The 17,442-nt window shown below is 52.6% G+C and carries 16 protein-coding genes, 1 riboswitch and 1 other annotated feature; of the genes, 7 read left to right on the top strand and 9 right to left on the bottom strand.

The genetic code is table 11. The features are described from left to right. Positions 1–78 precede the first annotated feature (78 nt). The 3 genes from NSS64_RS08030 (at position 79) to glpK (ending at position 3,862) form a co-directional block, all read left to right on the top strand. On the top strand, positions 79–795 hold the full coding sequence (locus tag NSS64_RS08030; protein ID WP_036727360.1) for a response regulator transcription factor: 717 nt from the start codon (positions 79–81) through the stop codon (positions 793–795). After that, on the top strand, positions 796–2,235 hold the full coding sequence (locus tag NSS64_RS08035) for a HAMP domain-containing sensor histidine kinase (protein WP_341139793.1): 1,440 nt from the start codon (positions 796–798) through the stop codon (positions 2,233–2,235). Between the two features lie 121 nt (positions 2,236–2,356). After that, positions 2,357–3,862 carry a glycerol kinase GlpK gene (glpK, locus tag NSS64_RS08040; RefSeq protein ID WP_341139794.1) on the top strand — a complete coding sequence of 502 codons (1,506 nt, stop codon included), beginning with the start codon at positions 2,357–2,359 and terminating at the stop codon, positions 3,860–3,862. Positions 3,863–3,960: 98 nt separating this feature from the next. On the opposite strand, the gene NSS64_RS08045 is transcribed toward glpK, so the two are convergent. The 8 genes from NSS64_RS08045 to NSS64_RS08080 form a co-directional block, all read right to left on the bottom strand. After that, positions 3,961–4,953, bottom strand: coding sequence for a 3-oxoacyl-[acyl-carrier-protein] synthase III C-terminal domain-containing protein (locus NSS64_RS08045; RefSeq protein ID WP_341139795.1), 993 nt, complete (start codon positions 4,951–4,953; stop codon positions 3,961–3,963). A 143-nt stretch (positions 4,954–5,096) separates the two neighbouring features. Further along, complete coding sequence (locus NSS64_RS08050; RefSeq protein ID WP_036727352.1) at positions 5,097–5,447, bottom strand: hypothetical protein; 351 nt, start codon at positions 5,445–5,447, stop codon at positions 5,097–5,099. 152 nt (positions 5,448–5,599) lie between these two features. Then, the gene (locus NSS64_RS08055; RefSeq protein WP_340939625.1) at positions 5,600–5,980 is read right to left on the bottom strand and encodes a carboxymuconolactone decarboxylase family protein; all 381 of its coding nucleotides are present in this window, start codon (positions 5,978–5,980) and stop codon (positions 5,600–5,602) included. 50 nt (positions 5,981–6,030) lie between these two features. After that, entirely contained in the window at positions 6,031–7,644 is a 1,614-nt protein-coding gene (locus tag NSS64_RS08060) for a thiamine pyrophosphate-binding protein (protein WP_445667782.1), read from the bottom strand. Positions 7,645–7,790: 146 nt separating this feature from the next. Next, positions 7,791–7,887, bottom strand: a riboswitch (cyclic di-GMP riboswitch). A 501-nt stretch (positions 7,888–8,388) separates the two neighbouring features. Then, entirely contained in the window at positions 8,389–9,639 is a 1,251-nt protein-coding gene (locus NSS64_RS08065; protein ID WP_340939628.1) for a methyl-accepting chemotaxis protein, read from the bottom strand. 73 nt (positions 9,640–9,712) lie between these two features. Beyond that, positions 9,713–10,666 carry a helix-turn-helix transcriptional regulator gene (locus NSS64_RS08070; RefSeq protein WP_341139797.1) on the bottom strand — a complete coding sequence of 318 codons (954 nt, stop codon included), beginning with the start codon at positions 10,664–10,666 and terminating at the stop codon, positions 9,713–9,715. Between the two features lie 229 nt (positions 10,667–10,895). Further along, a complete protein-coding gene (serA, locus tag NSS64_RS08075) occupies positions 10,896–12,488 on the bottom strand; it encodes a phosphoglycerate dehydrogenase (RefSeq protein WP_340752855.1) in 1,593 nt (530 codons plus the stop codon). A gap of 210 nt (positions 12,489–12,698) precedes the next feature. Continuing rightward, positions 12,699–12,926: a binding site (T-box leader), on the bottom strand. 113 nt (positions 12,927–13,039) lie between these two features. Next, positions 13,040–13,945, bottom strand: a complete 906-nt coding sequence (locus NSS64_RS08080) for a hypothetical protein (protein ID WP_341139798.1) — start codon at positions 13,943–13,945, stop codon at positions 13,040–13,042. A gap of 85 nt (positions 13,946–14,030) precedes the next feature. Between NSS64_RS08080 and NSS64_RS08085 the strand changes: the two genes are divergently transcribed. From NSS64_RS08085 to NSS64_RS08095, 3 genes are read left to right on the top strand one after another with little or no spacing between them, the layout of a single operon-like run. Next, on the top strand, positions 14,031–14,624 hold the full coding sequence (locus NSS64_RS08085) for a CPBP family intramembrane glutamic endopeptidase (RefSeq protein WP_036698166.1): 594 nt from the start codon (positions 14,031–14,033) through the stop codon (positions 14,622–14,624). Continuing rightward, positions 14,621–14,998 carry a hypothetical protein gene (locus NSS64_RS08090; RefSeq protein WP_340993501.1) on the top strand — a complete coding sequence of 126 codons (378 nt, stop codon included), beginning with the start codon at positions 14,621–14,623 and terminating at the stop codon, positions 14,996–14,998. The genes NSS64_RS08085 and NSS64_RS08090 overlap by 4 nt, the downstream gene beginning before the upstream one ends. Before the next feature lie 50 nt (positions 14,999–15,048). Beyond that, positions 15,049–15,867, top strand: coding sequence for a metallophosphoesterase (locus tag NSS64_RS08095; protein WP_341139799.1), 819 nt, complete (start codon positions 15,049–15,051; stop codon positions 15,865–15,867). A 69-nt stretch (positions 15,868–15,936) separates the two neighbouring features. Here the strand turns inward: NSS64_RS08095 and NSS64_RS08100 are convergent, their stop codons facing one another. Further along, a complete protein-coding gene (locus NSS64_RS08100) occupies positions 15,937–16,809 on the bottom strand; it encodes a polysaccharide deacetylase family protein (RefSeq protein WP_445667783.1) in 873 nt (290 codons plus the stop codon). A 94-nt stretch (positions 16,810–16,903) separates the two neighbouring features. On the opposite strand from NSS64_RS08100, the gene NSS64_RS08105 reads away from it, so the two are divergent. Continuing rightward, the gene (locus tag NSS64_RS08105) at positions 16,904–17,272 is read left to right on the top strand and encodes a hypothetical protein (protein ID WP_341139800.1); all 369 of its coding nucleotides are present in this window, start codon (positions 16,904–16,906) and stop codon (positions 17,270–17,272) included. The last annotated feature ends 170 nt before the right edge of the window (positions 17,273–17,442 follow it).

Here is a 17,442-nt window from a genome sequence, read left to right on the forward strand (position 1 = left end):
TAAGCTCAGGCTTCTTTCAGGCATGCGTATGATCCAGGGTGACGTTCTACTGTAATTGATGAAGGGGTTGTTGTGTAAATGGCTGAGCACTTGAATAGAATTCTGGTGGTGGATGACGAAGAACGTATCCGCCGCCTGCTCAAAATGTATCTTGAAAAAGAAGGCTATGAAATTGATGAGGCAGAGGACGGGGAAATTGCCCTGCGCAAAGCAACCGCGAATGACTACGGTCTGATTCTGCTGGATGTGATGCTGCCTGGGATTGACGGGATTGAAGTGCTGACCCGGCTCAGAGGGGTGAAGTCCACACCGGTCCTGATGCTTACCGCTAAGGGTGAGGAGATCAACCGGGTGCAGGGCTTTGAGATGGGGGCAGACGATTATGTCGTCAAGCCGTTCAGTCCGCGCGAGGTGATCTACCGGGTCAAGGCGATCATGCGCCGTTCTTCCGCAACGGCATTTTTGTCCAAAGAGAGTAATTCAAGCAACAATATCGTGTTCCCGTTCCTGATTATTGAGCATGATGCACACCGCGTAAGTGCAGGCGGCCAAGAGGTAAGTCTGACGCCCAAGGAATACGAGCTGCTGCATTATCTGGCCATCTCACCGGACAAGGTGTTCTCGCGTGAGGAGCTGCTGAAGGATGTATGGAATTATGAGTTCTTCGGAGATCTGCGCACTGTGGATACCCATGTCAAGCGTCTGCGTGAAAAACTGAATAAGGTATCCCCGGAATCGGCAGCGATGATTACAACGGTATGGGGAGTAGGCTATAAGCTAGAGGTGCCTAAATAAGTGAACTTCTGGAGAAGCCTTGTCGGTAAGCTGTGGATCACGATCATCTTCCTGGTTGCTGTCGTGCTCATTACACTCGGGCTGTTCCTGCTGCCTTACATCGACAGTAATTTCACCAATTCCGGGGCAATCAAGCGCCTGTTCATGTATACATGCATGATCGGGTTCTCTCTGACCACCTTCTTCGCCCTGTTCCTGTTCACGAAGATCACCCAGCCGATGCAGCAGGTTATTGAGGCAGCGAATGACATCCGCCGCGGCGAGTATGGAACAAGACTGACCCTGGTCACAAGCGATGAGATCGGCCAGCTTGCTACATCATTTAACCATATGGCGGAAGAGCTGGAAGAGAATATACGCAGTCTGAATAATGAAAAAGGGCATTTATCCAGTGTTCTGCGCAGCATGAGCGATGCGGTAATCACCTTCGATATCGAAGGCCGGATCATCCTCACCAATCCGCATGGCCAGACCCTCCTCGAAACGTGGAGTGATCTTGCCTGGGAGGAGGAAGAGGATACCGGACTCGTTCCGAAGGCCTCCGCTTCCAGTGAGGTGCCGCCTCCGCTGCGTCCGCTGTTCTTCAGCACCCTTGAGGGCGGGGGCGATCAACGCTCCAATGTTCATGTCCGGCAGGGGGTATGGTCGGTGCACATGGCACCGCTCTATTCCGAAGATCATCTGCGCGGAGCTGTTGCCGTTCTGCGGGATGTGACGGAAGAGGTACGTCTGGAGAAGATGCGGCGTGATTTCGTGGCCAATGTATCCCATGAGATCCGCACTCCGTTATCCATGATGCAGGGCTACAGTGAAGCACTATTAGACGGGATGGCTTCCTCCCCGGAGGAGAGCAGTGAACTGGTGCAGGTCATTCACGATGAATCCTTGCGTATGGGCCGTCTGGTGAAGGATCTGCTGGACCTGGCGCGCATGGAAGCAGGACATACGGATATGCTGAAGTCCAGGGTGGATGTGGGAGAATTGCTGGAGCGGGTATACCGCAAGTTCTCCGTCAGAGCCAAGGAGCGGGATATCATGCTGGAGCTTAAGAGGCCTGAACAGGAGCTGCTGCTGGGGGCTGCCGATGAAGACAAGCTGGAGCAGGTGCTGACCAATCTGCTGGATAATGCCTTCCGCCACACCCCGGCTGACCGGAGGATAACCATCCTTGCGGATACAACAACGCTGGAAGGCCGGAGCTATGTGGAGATACAGATTAGAGATCAGGGGGCCGGCATTAACCCCGAGGATCTGCCGTTTATCTTCGAACGCTTCTACAAAGCCGACAAAGCGCGTCTGCGCGGAGAGTCGGGCGGTACGGGGCTGGGGCTGGCGATTGTGAAGAATATCGTCGAATCGCATCACGGCAGCATTTATGCCTCCAGCAAGCTAGGAGAAGGCACCACATTTACCCTGCGGCTTCCTGTCGAAAAACAGTAAACCAAGACCATGCATGACAGCGCCTCTGAGAGCAGAGGTGCTTTTTGTTGAAATCAGCACATTAATATTGTTCATCGTGAAACATATATTTCAAGCTAAGGCTTGCAGGAGGCTGGGCATTATGATCTTATCCTTGGACCAAGGTACTACCAGCTCACGGGCAATTCTCTTTGATGCAGAGGCGGAAGTGATCTCGCAGGGGCAATATGAGATCCGGCAATCCTTTCCCCGCCCGGGCTGGGTGGAGCATGACCCGGAGCAGATCTGGGAGAGTCAGCTTGCAGCAGCCAGAGATGCCATTGCAGCAAGCTCCGTACCGGCTGATCACATCACGGCAATCGGCATTACCAACCAGCGGGAGACCGCACTTATCTGGGATAAAATTACAGGCGAGCCGATCTATCCGGCAATTGTCTGGCAGGACCGGCGGACAGCAGACCAATGTGAGGAGCTGAAATCGCAGGGGATGGCCGGAGTCATTGCGGACAAGACGGGGCTGGTCATCGACGCGTATTTCTCGGCGACCAAGCTGGCATGGATTCTGGATCATGTACCGGGAGCAAGAGAGCGTGCGGGCAAGGGAGAGCTCCTGGCGGGAACGGTAGACACCTGGCTGATCTGGAAGCTGACCGGGGGTGCCGTACACGCTACAGACGTTACCAATGCTTCAAGAACGATGATGTATAACCTGCATGAGCGCCAGTGGGATGAAGAGCTGATGGACAAGCTGCGTATTCCGCCGTCCATTCTGCCGGAGGTGAGGATGTCGGGCGGAGACTTCGGTGTCTGTGACCAGCAGTGGTTCGGTCTGGAGATTCCTATCCGGTCGGTGCTGGGTGACCAGCAGGCAGCGCTCTTTGGCCATACCTGCCTGGAAGCCGGCAGTGCCAAGAATACTTATGGAACAGGCTGCTTCATCCTTATGAATACAGGCACTGAAGCTGTGGCATCCAGTCACGGTCTATTGACCACGGTAGCCTGGGGCATGGGCGATGAGCTCTATTATGCGCTGGAGGGCAGTGTCTTTGTGGCTGGAGCGGCTGTGCAGTGGCTGCAGGAGGGGCTCGGGCTAATCGTCGCGCCTGCCGACTCGGAAGAGAAGGCCAGCGAGGTGGACGAGAGTGAAGGAGTTGTAGTGGTGCCGGCCTTTACCGGACTGGGTGCGCCTTACTGGGATATGTATGCGCGGGGCGCCATATTCGGGTTGACGCGGGGGACCACCTCCGCACATCTGGTACGGGCTACACTGGAATCACTGGCCTTCCAGTCCCGCGATGTCATCGACGCGATGCAGAAGGACGCCGGCATGCCGCTCACCGGTCTGAGGGTAGACGGCGGTGCGGTGCGCAACAATCTGCTGATGCAGTTCCAGGCCGATATTCTGGGCAGCGAAGTGACACGTACAACCTATGCGGAGACTACAGCACTTGGCGCTGCGCTGCTCGCCGGACTTACCTCCGGGGTATGGACCCGTGAGCAGCTGGAGAGCTTCAATACGGCCGAGAAGGTCTTCTCGCCGCAGATGGAGCCGGAGGAACGGGAACGCAGATACGGCGCCTGGCAGGATGCTGTATCGCGCACGATGGGCTGGGAGAAGCATGAGGGCAAGCACGAAGGCAGACTTTAGAGCAGAGTAGAGGCATTAAGAACAGAAACGGCCCGCAGGCAGAAACTCTGCTGCGGGCCGTTTGCTTACTCTGAAACAGAAGTGAACGGTCAGTAAGACTAGTACTCCATTACAAATGCAACGTTCTGCCATCCGGCACCTACGGTCCAGAACAGGACCTTGTCTCCGCGTTCAAGCTGCCTTGTAGTGACGGCTTTGTGAAGGGCAATGAACGGGCTGCTGGTCGAGGTATAGCCGAACTCATCGCCTATGTAGACTGCGGCCTCAGGGTTAATGCCGGTTTTGCCGGAGACGGCCTGGATGTTCGGAAGAGACAGCTGTGAGAAGCAGGCAGCCTTGACCGATTCAGGGGCAATCCCGTTGTTGCTCAGCAGAGTGTTGATCGATTCGGAAGCAGCATCCACACAGATGGAATCATCGAATGGAATGAACTTCACATTGAACTCTCCTGCGGCCACACCGTTGCGTCCGAGCTTAGCCAGGCCTTCTGCCGGGAACAGAGAGTTGCCGTACACACAGGTGTCTGTCTGGTAGATAGAGTCAATGAAGCCGACCGAATGCTCATCGCGCTCCAGAATGACAGCGGCAGCGGCATCACCGAAGTTCGCGTAATATACCGGATCATTCTTGTCCGCATGCGGCGCCACATAATCGGAGCCGATGACGAGAGCGCGGCGGATTCTCGGGTTCGCCATCATCTGGCGGCTGACCTGTTCAACCGAGGCGGTCATTCCGGCACAGTTGGCATTGCTGTCAATACAGATGGTATGCGAGGCCCCGTTAATCAGGCGGTGAATCATCAATGAGTTCGTAGGAAATATATATTCAGGAGTCTGGCTTGCATAAGCGATCAGGTCAATGTCAGGGCCGGTAAGACCGGTCTTCTCCAGAACATTACTTGCGGCTTCAAAAGCCATTGTCAGGGAGTTCTCATCCGGGCTGTCGATGCTGTAGCGGTTTTGACGGCCCAGAGTAGCCAGCAGTCCACGGATATCAATACCTTTATCGTCAAAATGCTGTATGAAAAAGTCATTGCCGATTCTTTTGTCTGGATGGTAGATATCAATGTCCTTAATGCGAATCCCCGCCATAGTACAGACCTCCTAAAGTTTTGTTAGCTATACTTCTCACGAATCTGCTTCTTACAAAACTCTCTTCCGGCATTAGCAGCCGGTTCAATGAATGAATTAGCATGTGCGTTTCAAGCAGCTGATTTAGGTTTAAATTGTATTTATTAAGCTTGTACGGTTGAAGTGATCTCCAGGTTCTCAAGTCCGGCTTTGCGGCCCAGGCGTGCCAGCTGCATTTTGAGGATCGGGTTATTTTCCAGGGTAAGACTCACTTTCTGGAAGCCGTCAGCCTTGAACATGATGAAGCAGCCTTCAAGCAGCGGTACAACATCAGGAGCTGTTACATTCAGCTTGCGGCAGTCGATCTCTAGTGCATATTCAGCAGGGCTGATCGGGTTAATGGTCTGCTGGTAAGCCTGTATAGATTTGAGCCCGTCCTCGTTAGAGAAGGTTCCCTCCAGCTCAATATTGATCACTTTCTTCGCAGTATCTGTCTTCAAAATAAATTGTCCCATGTTGATCTCTCCCTAAGTGTAATTTCCAATACCTCCAAAACATTATTCCTGCGACTCTATTCGACAAAATCGCAGTTCGATTTGGGATATTTTGCCTTCATTATAACCAGATCATCCTGAAATGTGCAATCGAAAAGTCGAAATTTGTAGAATTATGAAGATTTTTCTTTGATCTCCTCCAGGGTATCCAGCAGCACATTAAAGGCCGAAATCACCCGGGGGGCACCGACGCAAGGGGTCAGATGCAGCAGCACACCCTTGATCTGCTCGACGGTCATGCCAACGCGGAGCGCCATTACATAATGAACCCCCAGCTGTTCATATTGCCCCATCGTAATCAGAGACGAGATCACTGCAATCTCTTTCCAGTCAGAGCCAATCGTGGTCCGCTGAAAAATATCGCCATAAGCATTGCCCATGATATATTCGGCTAATTCCGGAAAATGCTCTTTGATCGGAGCCAGGGCCTTGGCCCCATAATCTCCTGAGAGATCAGTGAAATGATCGAGTCCGCTGTTCATGCTCTTGTTCACGTTATGTCCTCCTGACAGTAGGTTAGAAAAGGTGTGCGGATATGGCTTCCTTACGTAAGATCCAGCGTGCGGTGGGCCGTAGGAGGCATTTCATCACGGTCAGTCAGCAGCTCAATGACAGCTGCCTTGTTAAGTGCCACAGCTTCGCGGATTGCGGCAGCGAACTCCTCCTGCGTCTCGCAGCGGAAGCCGGCTGCACCCAGCGATTCGGCGAATTTCACGGCATCCATCGGAACCTCGAAGATCGTACCGTCAATCCGGCCGGTCGTTTTCTCCATGCCCTTGAGCGCCATATCCAGCTGCATATTGTTCACCACGATGAAAATTACCGGAATGTCCTTGCAAACGGCCGTGTTTATTTCAGCTCCGAGCATCATAAAACAGCCGTCCCCGGTAATACAGAAGACAGTCTCCCCGGGAGAGGCAGCCTTGGCGCCGATCGACATGCCAATTGAATTGCCCATACAGGCAAAGTAGGCATCGAATATGAAGCTGCCGGGCCTGCGGACATTGAACCATTTCACAGCATTGAAGCCATGGCTGCCGTCATCTACAAACACGCTGCTGTTGTAAGGAATCAAGCCGCTCATCGTGCTCATTACCGAAGCCAGAGAGAGCCCCGCCAGCACGGGAAGCTCGTCATTGTAAGCATTGGAGATTGTGATTTCATGCCTGGTGACCGTAGAGGAGTCCAGCTTCTGAAGATACAGTGCCAGGTTGTCCCTTAAGTCCCCGCCGACAGCGATAGTGGATGAGGACAGTATTTTGCCGACAAAGGTTGGATCTACATCGAACTGGATCAACTGCTGCGGATGATTCTCCGGCTTCAGGTTGCAGATGGTCATGTCGCTCAGCCGGGAGCCCAGAACAATGAACAGATCGCTGTTGTTCAGCAATTCATCGCCGTGCGAAGAGCCGCCGACGCCGACAGGACCGTGGTAGAGCGGGTGATCATAAGCTATGGCGCCTTTGCCGCCTGGAGAGGTGACTACAGGAATGTTGAAGGTTTCGGCCAGCTGGACCAGTTCCTGATGGGCACCTGAACGGTTGACGCCTTTACCGGCAATGATCAGCGGTCTGGCAGATTGATTAATCGCCGAGATAACCCGGTCATAGTTCTGATAACTGACCAGTCCCTCGCGTTCCGGCAGGACAATCCGGCATTCCGCGAGCCGCTCTGTCTGCACATCAAACGGAATGCAGAGATGGACCGGACCTTTCCGGTCACCGAGGGCGATGGATAGGGCATGGTTGAAAATCGTGCTGAAGTGATCGCCGCGTTCAACGAGCTTGCTGAAGAGGGTGGCCGGCCGGAACATATCCGCCAAATCAGCCAGATAGGAAGTGGAATCCTGACATTGGGGAATGCCCAGCTCCTTGATGGACTGATGTCCGGTGATGAAGAGGACGGGAAGATTATTGGCCTTGGCATGCGCTGCTGCGGTGAGCAGATTCGTTCCGCCCGGACCGGAGGTGCCGAAGGCTACCCCGAGACTGCCGGTCTTCAGAGCATAACCGCCGGCGGCGAAGCCGGAGCTGGATTCGTGCCGGCCGGGGATGAACTCTATACCGTAGTCAACCATTTTCAAAGCGATGGGGCAAATAGACTTGCCTATAATTCCAAAAGAATGAGTGACTCCCAGATTGTGTAATGCTTCCGCCATATAATCTGCAACTGTCTTCAGAACATCCACCCCGCAAGTTGTTATTTGTATACGTCAGCAATAGAAAACCTGTACTCAGCATTGGAGCACAGGTCTGTTGCACGAATCACCATAATCAAACGCGAAACCTAAGGCGTTCACAGTTTTTCAGCAACCTGGCTGTCATGATCCCACTTCAGAAATGAGACTGTAGATCCATGGCTTTGCGTCATTCCCTTTCGGTGAATTTTGCCGGTATGCGGTTATAAATGAATTTGTGGAGAATTTTCCTTTACAATATATTCCTTGCTCCTCTTTTGTCAATAACCCCTGTGAGAAGAAACTCGGAATTTGACGAATATTCAGGAGTAAAAATGGCTAAATATTTGGATTTTCAAACTTTTGAAAATGGTTGTCTCTGGAAGACTAAAGTCTTAAAATGCAAATGGCCATTTAGGTTGGTTAATATGGGAAGTGAGCCCAAAGACTCATTACATTCCTGATTTACTGAAAAATATTAAGAAATCGCTAGATATACAGCATTGCAAATTTCGGTGATAGGACTTAAGTAGCGGTGATGTGAGACGTTAGCTTATAGACAATCTATGACAATAGAACGACTATAGTAAAGAAGTGCAAAGCACGTTTTTTACCCTTATGCACAATTTCAACAATTTGTGAATATTACATAACAATCTTTGTTTTGCCCAAAAAAAGAGACACCTCCCGCAGAAAATTCCGCAGGCGTGTCTCTTTGTGCCGGGGTTAAAATTTGAAAATATGAATCGTTTTTTGCAGGTTGAAGACTGCGGAGGTCATCTTCTCTGTCTCCTCAGCTACGGATTGCAGAGCATGAATCTGTTCGTTCATCGCTGCGGACACCTCTTCCGTCCCTGCGGCGGTCTCCTGGGTGATGGCTGAGATATTCTCGATCGCCCCGGAGATCTTGAGTGCACTCTCCAGCATAAGGTCACTCTCTGCGGAGAAGGAGGCAATCTGCTCGGTTATGTATTGGACACTATGCACAATTTGAGCAAAGATGTTGGCCGTCTCCGTAATCATCTCATTCTGCACCTGGACTACCTCTTCGTTAATGGCGATGTTATCAATAGCCTGCTTGATATCCGCTTCGATGCTGCGTACCAGACCGAACACCTCTTTGGTTGAAGCGGTGGATTCCTCGGCCAGCTTGCGGACCTCCTGGGCAACAACTGCGAACCCGCGGCCATGCTCGCCTGCACGGGCGGCTTCAATAGAAGCATTGAGCGACAGCAGATTGGTCTGTTCAGCAATTTCAGTAATCGTCTTGGTAATCATCGTAATGCCTCGTGCGTTATGCGATAGGGCTTCGATGGTATCCGCCACCTTCCGGGTAGCCTGGATGTTCTTGCGCATGCCTTCGGCTTGGGTATCCACCGATTGCCGTCCCTGTTCTACCAATTCCAGCGTATGTACAGACCTTCTATTCATTTCCTTGGTGGAATTCGTATAATTGGAGACTTTGATTTCGATATCCTTGATCGATTCGGTCATATCAGCGATATCCACCGAGATTTCGTTAGCACCGAGGGCCAGTTCATTGGAGGAGGAGGCCACCTGCGCCATGACAAACTTCAGGTTCTGATTCTTGTCTTCAATCCCGCGGCTGGCGTCCATAACCTGACGGGTAATCTGTGAGGCATCGGTGAGGATTTTTTTGAGCTTGTCAATCATGGTATTGAAGGAGCGGCTAATGTCGCCCATGGAGCCATTCTCGTCGGCACGGCTGGTGAAGTCGCCTTTGGCAATCGTGTGCGTCACATTGGAGATATCCTCAAATGAAGATGTAAGCGTTCTCTCAATGAAGCGCGCAAGCGGGTAAGTCAGCGCTGCCAGGACGGCGACAAGAATAATGCCGATGAGCAGCCTGTCCATAAGGATTAGCGTAATTAAGACAGGGACAGCGAATAAAGCGGCAACCAGGTAACATCCGGTGACGATTTTTTGTTTCAACGGCAGCTTGTTCATCCAGTCCATAATGTAAAGTCCCCCTATAAATAATAATGTGTATTGTAATATTATAGGGGATACTAGTGCATTTGGTCTATTATTAAAAATCGTATAATGCTGCCGCTTCGCGCAGAGCCGCAGCAACCGTATCCGCAAGCTCAGGCGGTGCCGTCACCTTGATGCCCTGACCCAGAGACAGGATGATCCGGCACGCAGACTCCGGCGTGTTGAACTCGACCTCGGCCCTGATCCAGCCCGGGGCCTCAGAAGGCTCCTTGTGCAACAGGGCGACGTATCGCTCCTTCTGCAACTCCTTCATTGTTTGCTCTCTTACAAGCAGGCTGGAGGGGTACCGGGGCAAGGCAGACTTGAACGCTGCGGTGGAGGTCTCCCAATAGCGGGACAGGTCGAAATCCTCCGGCAGCTCAAATAGCTCATCTGTGACTTTGGCCTCAGTGATTCTGGAGACCCTGTAGGTCCGCAGCTCGCTGTCATGCCCTGCGACCAAGTACCAGACTCCGCGCTTGACCACCAGCCCCAGCGGTGCAACCAGCCGCTCGGCGGCGTCCTCCCCGCGCAGATAGGTGATGCTCACCTTGCGGTTCTCCCATAAAGCTCCCTGCAAAGCGGTCAGGCAGGGATAGGTCTCCCCGGAGGGATGCCACCCGGCTCCGTCGATGTGAATCCGCTGGCTGAGGAAGCTGAAGGGGGTGACTGGCTGCCGGGTAGCGACAGCCTGCAGCTTGCGGGCGGCCGAGGAGAACTCCTCCTGAATGCCCAGAGCGTGCAGAATTGCCGGATCAGCGGGCACCAGCAGTGCGGCAATCTCCTTGGTGTTCATTCCGGTCAGGGAATTCCGGTAGCCTTCAGCCAGCCTCCAGCCGCCTTCCCGGCCGCGCTCGGCCAGCACGGGGATGCCGGAGAAGCTAAGTGCCTCCATATCCCGGAAGATTGTACGTTCGGATACCTCCAGCGTTTGCGCCAGCTCTTTGGAGCTGATTTTGCCGCGGCTCTGTAAGATTTGAACGATAGTGATCAGACGATCCGCTCTCATTCTGCAACCTCCCTTGAATGTATTGTTTATATATGTCAATGGTTGTCATGTATAAGGTATATATTAGACAAGAGTACGGATTAGCGCAAATGATCATCTAATCCGCAGTACCGTTCTTTAAAAGGACGGCCAAGCCGTTTCCGCTTATATAACGCAAAAAACACTCTTTGGAAGTGCGCAGCCTGGGGCCTGCACTCCCGAAGAGTGTTTTATTGTGAAGAAATAAGAATTAGAGCAGAATGATCTCCTCAGCGGTGTTGATCTCCGGCAGTCCGGCCAGCTTCACCAGGACCTCCTTCGGTACGCCCTTATCAACGGTCAGGAGCATGATGGCCGCTCCGCCGATGATAGTACGGCCAACCTGCATGGATGCGATATTGACGCCGTTCTCGCCAAGCAGGGTGCCGACGAGTCCGATGATACCCGGCTTATCGTTGTGCGAGATGACAAGCTGATGACCTTCCGGAGCAATATCGACCGGGAACTTGTTGACCTTAACAATCCGTTCGCCATAGCCCTGCAGCAGGGTGCCGGCGACCAGACGCTCTTCATCATGCTCAGCCTTGAGTGTTACCGTGATGAGGTTGGTGAAGCCTTTGGTTTTGGAAGCCTTGGTCACCACTACATTCACATCACGGGTCTTCGCCAGATGCATCGAGTTGACGATGTTCACATCTCCGGCAAAGTGGCGGGTGAGCACACCTTTGACGACATAGCGGGTAAGCGGCTGGGTATCCACATCCGAGAGATCACCGGCATATTCCACATGGATCTCGCGGATCGCTCCGTCCGTAATCTGCGTAGCGAAGCTGCCCAGTTTCTCGCCGAGGGTGAAGTACGGCTGCAGCTTGTTCATCACGCTAGGTGCAACCGGCGGAATGTTCACCGCGTTGATGAACGGTTCGTTGCGCAGGATATGGAGGACTTGCTCGGATACATCGATGGCCACGTTCTCCTGGGCTTCAATCGTCGAAGCACCCAGATGCGGAGTCACAATAATCTTCGGATGTGTAAGGAACGGGTGGTCTGCTTCAGGCGGCTCCTTCTCGAAGACGTCGAACGCAGCACCGGCTACAATACCGCTGTCAATCGCTTCTACCAGCGCCATTTCATCGATGACACCGCCGCGGGCACAGTTGATGATGCGCATGCCTTTTTTCATCACTTCGAATTGCGGACGGGAGATCATGTGGCGGGTCTCCGGGGTGAGCGGTGTGTGAACGGTGATGAAGTCTGCACCGCGCACAATGTCGTCTACCGAAGCCAGCTTCACTTCCATTTTCTCTGCACGGTCAGCTGTCAGGAACGGGTCATAGGCCAGGATGCTCATGCCGAAGGCTTTGGCGCGCTTGGCCACCTCGCTGCCGATCCGGCCCATGCCGAGTACGCCCAGTGTCTTGCCGCGCAGCTCTACGCCGAGGAAGGTTTTTCTGTCCCATACGCCGGAAATCGTCTTCGCATAGGCTTGAGGAATATGACGGGCCAAGGCCATCATCATGGCAAAAGCATGTTCACAGGTTGTAATGGTGTTGCCGTCCGGAGCATTGATAACGACTACACCGCGCTGCGTGGCTGACTCCAGCTTGATGTTGTCCACGCCGACTCCGGCCCGGCCGATAACCTTGAGATTAGTACCGGCGGCGATAATTTTGTCAGTCACGGTAGTCTGGCTGCGAACGAGTAAGCCGTCATATTCGCCAATGATTGCAACTAGCTCATCTTCACTTAGTCCTGTTTTCTTGTCTACAGTCACATCGCTTGCGTCCATCAATTGCTGAATGCCCAAATCGCTGATCGGGTCCGATACTAATACTTTAAACATGGTCTCTTGTCCTCCTTCAAATGGGAAAGCTATTGTATATGCCAAGGATCACCGGGTAAGGCAATCCGCAGTACCAGAACTTACAAGAGCGTAATATGCACCTTGACATCAGGGTAACGCGCTGTCGCATAAAAGAAACAGCATACAAAGGTACCGGATTCATAGGAATATGGCAATAAAAAAACTCCCAACCCCCATACTACTGCCGTAGTAAGGGACGAGAGTTGTCGTGGTACCACCCTAATTCACTGCGACGGTTAAGAAGCAGCCTCATTGGCCTGCAAAGGCCACACTGGTAACGGAGTGATCCGATTGTATCTACTCTTGTGTTCAATACAATATCTCAGGAGCGCTAAAGATTAATGTCCGCCACCGGTTCTCACCACCCACCGGCTCTCTGAAGACTGCAAGTAATCTTTGTTCCATCATCGGTTTTGCTTGATTAATTTGTCATAATGTAACATGGTGATGCCAAGTGTGTCAATAGGATTCTTCTGCACGGGTCCGCCTTGAAGTGGACCGTAATTTTCGTTATGATGCAATAACTGGTCCTACTCGTAGAAGAAAGGGAGCTGCGGCATGATCTCTTTGCCGTAATATTGTTCCCGCCACTTGATGAAGTCCTGCTCCTGCACCGCACCGGTGGAGATGAGCAGGGTGACGGAGGACTGAATATCATTCAGCTTCAGCGAGCTGGCGGTCCCGGAGTAGATCATGTCATCAATCTTGGCAGTGATATCCTGCGGATCATATCCGGCGTAGATGCCGCGGTTGAGCATGATATTGGCGATGGAAGCATTCTTGAGCAGGAACGGCATTTTTTTCCACTGAATGAAAGAGAGTGTCTTCAGCTCACCGGACTGCTGCGGAATGGACGGGTGGGTCTTCGACCCCCATTTCAGCATGGAATCATAGAAGTTCTTCTGGGCGAGCAGCCCGAATCTCACGGCACTGGTTGTGAAGTTGTCGCTTCTCAGCACTTTGGCGGCTTCTGCGCCGGAAGCTCCCGCAGTCACCTTACTGGAGGCTTGGGAGAAGAGTGTGAGACTCTTAAGAATATTGAGCTGAGATTCATAGAGCATCGGCGAATTGGTGAAGAGCGAATCCTGGGTAACCTTATCATACTGCTTGTCCGCGAGAATACTCAGATTCTTCAGTGTTGCCGCATTCTGGCGTGCATCCGTGCTGCGGGCAAGAACGCCCACCTGTTCGTTCCAATTGCGCTTGAATTCCCGGTAAGGCAAAAATACGTTATGATAAAAGGTGACAAGATCCTGCTGCTGGTAGGAGCCGGAGAATTCCTGGGCGCTTGGGTGGTCCTTCAGCTGTGAATACTTGGCCTCTGTCTTGTCAGCTCCAACCTTGACTCCCGTGAAAAATGAAGCGAATGCGGATATTAGAAAAAACAAAAAACCTAGTGTGTACATCATTTGAGTGCGGGAGGTACGGCTGTTCATGATTAGGTGCTCCTTCGTATAGGTGAATTAACTTATGTAAAAACATTTACTTATGTAAAAACATTTATAGAACAGGCAGGTTATAATGAAAAAATTCAAATTGGGTGACATCAAAATTAAAAAGGCCGATCCACAGCAGTTAACAGACAAGCTGTTACTCATTAATCTGTACATTACTCAGGGCCTTACCTTATTTATCGGTTTGATATGGATATTATTGCAGAAAAGAAATCCTATTCACATATTAAATTTTCCGGATAGTGTACATTTCGTGTACTGGGGCCTTGGCCTTGCAGTTATTATGCTTGCTGTTGACTTCCTGCTGACCCATATTGTTCCTGAAGACAGCATGGATGACGGGGGGATTAATGAGCTGCTGTTCGGCAAACGGCCGCTGTGGCATATTGTGGTCATTTCGGCGGTGGTTGCGGTGTGTGAGGAGCTGCTCTTCCGCGGAGCGATCCAGCATTCGCTTGGGCCGTACTGGACGAGTATACTGTTTGCCGTTATTCATGTCCGTTATCTGCGGCACTGGATTCCAACGGGCTGGGTCTTCCTCAGCAGCTATGGTCTTGGACTTATCTACATCCATTCGGGCAGTCTGTGGGCACCTATCTTGTGCCATTTCCTTATAGATTTGTTCTCCGGTATGGTTATTCGTTACAGGAGGGTATCATGACAGAACAATTAAGCCGGGTAAGGTCCCGCCAGAAACAGCAGAAGAGAGAACAACAGCCTCCGGCCAGAGCGGGCAAGCGTCAGCCGGCCTCCGGGGCAGCAGAAGAGCGTGCGGGAAGTCCGGTGCCGGTGGCAGGGACCCTGTCCAGGAAGGAGCGCTTATCCGGGCGCAGGGCCCCCGGGAGGCCGGAGCGTGAGGCGGCACAGCAGGAAGGGGAGCAGACACCGTCGCGTGCGGACAGCTATCCGTCAGAGAGAATCCGGTTCAGCAAAATGTTCATCAATTCGCTGATTGTTGTATTTCTGATGCTGCTGGGCTTCCTCCTGTGGTGGGGAATTAACGGGGCGCCGGATCTGGGCAGCCTATGGAGTTGACTAGGGTGCTCCTGATTCTATTAGGTGTGAGCCTTGGGGGAGCAGGGGTCATGGGCCTCTTTATGGTTGCTGCTGCCTTCAAGAAACGGTTGAATCATCAGGATATTGTACTGGAGCGGCTTCCTGCCGTCTTCGACGGCTACCGGATACTGTTCATTACGGATATTCACCGCCGCCGTCTGCCGGAGGAGATGCTGACCCCGCTGCGGGGGAAGGTGGACGCTGTCTTCCTGGGCGGTGATATGACGGAGAAGGGTGCTTCCATAGAACGCCTGTTGAAAAATATGACTCTTGCCGCTTCGGTTGCCCCTGTATATGCCGTACATGGGAATCATGATTACAGGGCGAATATCAGTCTGGTGGATAACATCATCCGGGGAAGCGGAGCCAGGCTGCTGGTGGATGAGAACTGTGTCATTGAGCGGGACGGTGCGCAGTTTATTCTGACCGGGGTGGATTTCCCGCGGCAAGGCGGCAAGAAGGCCTACGGGCCGCTGCCTGCTGTGGCTGAAGCGGATGCGGAAGCCTTCCGGATTATCCTCGTGCATGATCCGCTCTGGCTGTCCCGGCAGCAGGAGGTTCCGGCTGACCTGATTCTGGCCGGGCATACCCATGGAGGCCAGGTTGTACTGCCCTTGATCGGGAACCGGCATACCGATGAGTTCTACCGCAGGTATAATGCGGGGATGTATGAGATCCCCCGGAGCTATAATGCGGGTCTCCCGCCGCTGAAGATGCTGATCAGCCGGGGGTTCGGTACGGCGCATCTGCCGCTGCGCTGGCGCAGTCCGGCCGAGATGCATGTGCTGACCCTGCGCTGCGGACGGCAGCACTCCGGATCGCAGAGATTCAATGTGATGGACACATAAGCATGACAAAAAAAACGGCTGCCCTTCTTGCGGGGCAGCCGTTTCTGCTTGTATGGACGGATTCGGAGCTTAGCGCATCTTCAGCTCAATGCTGCGCGGATCTACAAAGCTGTAGCCCTTGCCTTCAAGCGTAGTCAGCAGAGTGTCAAGTGCCTCTACCGTCCAAGGCAGCTCATGCATCAGAATATTGCTGCCGGAGTGCAGCTGATCGGTTACATTCTTGATCAGCTTCTCCGTTTTGCCCGTATCCTTGGCCTTCATCTCCCAGTCGAGGGAGCCATTGGACCAGGTCATATAGAGCATGCCGTTTGCAGCGGCAATTTTTTTGCCTACGTCACCGCCGGCACCATGCGGCGGGCGGAAGAAGTGAGGGGTCTCACCGGTGATTTCCTTGACGATATTCTGCACATCTTCAATCTGCTTTTTCACTTCGGCTTCCGGCTTATCCTTCAGCACGATGTGATCCCAGCTATGGTTGCCGAGCACGCCGCCCCGTTTGTGGATCAGCTCCAGCAGCTCGGGATGCTCCTTCACCCGGTAACCATTGACGAAGAAGATCGCTTTGGCTTTGTGCTTGTCCAGCGTATCCATCAGCGGATTGATTAATTCCGCTTCCTTCGGCCCGTCGTCGAAGGTCAGCAGGACTACCTTCTTATTCGTCGCCGGATCATTCGGGACAATGTCATAATTCTTGTTCATATGATACAGCAGCGGTACCTGCGCATCGCTGGCTGCCGCAGGCGTAGCCTCCGGTGAGGCGGTGGCCTCAGGTGCAGCTGAGGCTGTTGCCCCAGGTGTAGCAGATGCGGCTGTCTCCGCCGCCTCTGTTGCTGCCGCAGGCTGAGGCGTCTTCTCCGCAGCCTGGCTGCCTGTATTCCCGCCGCTAGTGCAAGCTGACAGCAGACAAGCCGCCAGGAGCAGCGTTATTGTTGCTTTACCCACTTTTTTCATCTCGCTTTCTTGTTGTTTGGCTGTATGAGCGGCTACCTTTCCGCGAACACTAAGCATGATTTTACCATACAAGGAGGTTGGAGATATGAATACTTCGTCATTTCTGTGCGGGGTGCTGATTGGTGCAGCCGCCAGTATGATTATGTCCAAAAAACGCAGCGCCATGATGTCGGCCCTGATGCACTCGAACGGTTCTTCCTACAATGCGGGTGACAAGGCCAAGGACAAAATTATGGGGATGGCCATGACCGGCTTCGGCAGCACGGCAGCGGGCAGCAGCCATGACCACTCCGGCTCACATGTATCCGGCGGTGGCGATCATAAAGAGGATTCCCTTAAGTCCAAAGAATCAAATCTGAACATGCTGAAGGATTTCATCCTCAGCAACCCTGATGTGAAGCATGAAGTCGAGCAGATTCTCAAAGATACTCATACCGCCATACCCGGTTTGTAACCGGATTTAACCGCTGCAGAATCATTTTGGCGATGCCGGCATCGCTGAAGTGATTCTTTTTTAATATGGCTTTACATATAATGGGCAGCAAATTGGGCTGAATCTATATTTATTTACGTGCATTTGTAGCTTCAAAATGATAACATACATACATAGTAACCATTTTTGGC

The sequence above is a fragment of the Paenibacillus sp. FSL H8-0122 genome (assembly GCF_038005345.1).
In the GTDB taxonomy this organism is placed as follows: domain Bacteria; phylum Bacillota; class Bacilli; order Paenibacillales; family Paenibacillaceae; genus Paenibacillus_AQ.

Excerpts from the sequence above, each read along its gene's own strand:
- NSS64_RS08085 (WP_036698166.1), top strand. The coding sequence starts at position 14,031 with ATGAAAAAATTCAAATTGGGTGACATCAAAATTAAAAAGGCCGATCCA.
- serA (WP_340752855.1), bottom strand. The coding sequence starts at position 12,488 with ATGTTTAAAGTATTAGTATCGGACCCGATCAGCGATTTGGGCATTCAG.
- NSS64_RS08090 (WP_340993501.1), top strand. The coding sequence starts at position 14,621 with ATGACAGAACAATTAAGCCGGGTAAGGTCCCGCCAGAAACAGCAGAAG.
- NSS64_RS08095 (WP_341139799.1), top strand. The coding sequence starts at position 15,049 with ATGGGCCTCTTTATGGTTGCTGCTGCCTTCAAGAAACGGTTGAATCAT.
- NSS64_RS08050 (WP_036727352.1), bottom strand. The coding sequence starts at position 5,447 with ATGGGACAATTTATTTTGAAGACAGATACTGCGAAGAAAGTGATCAAT.
- glpK (WP_341139794.1), top strand. The coding sequence starts at position 2,357 with ATGATCTTATCCTTGGACCAAGGTACTACCAGCTCACGGGCAATTCTC.
- NSS64_RS08105 (WP_341139800.1), top strand. The coding sequence starts at position 16,904 with ATGAATACTTCGTCATTTCTGTGCGGGGTGCTGATTGGTGCAGCCGCC.
- NSS64_RS08045 (WP_341139795.1), bottom strand. The coding sequence starts at position 4,953 with ATGGCGGGGATTCGCATTAAGGACATTGATATCTACCATCCAGACAAA.
- NSS64_RS08080 (WP_341139798.1), bottom strand. The coding sequence starts at position 13,945 with ATGAACAGCCGTACCTCCCGCACTCAAATGATGTACACACTAGGTTTT.
- NSS64_RS08030 (WP_036727360.1), top strand. The coding sequence starts at position 79 with ATGGCTGAGCACTTGAATAGAATTCTGGTGGTGGATGACGAAGAACGT.
- NSS64_RS08065 (WP_340939628.1), bottom strand. The coding sequence starts at position 9,639 with ATGGACTGGATGAACAAGCTGCCGTTGAAACAAAAAATCGTCACCGGA.
- NSS64_RS08060 (WP_445667782.1), bottom strand. The coding sequence starts at position 7,644 with ATGGCGGAAGCATTACACAATCTGGGAGTCACTCATTCTTTTGGAATT.
- NSS64_RS08070 (WP_341139797.1), bottom strand. The coding sequence starts at position 10,666 with ATGAGAGCGGATCGTCTGATCACTATCGTTCAAATCTTACAGAGCCGC.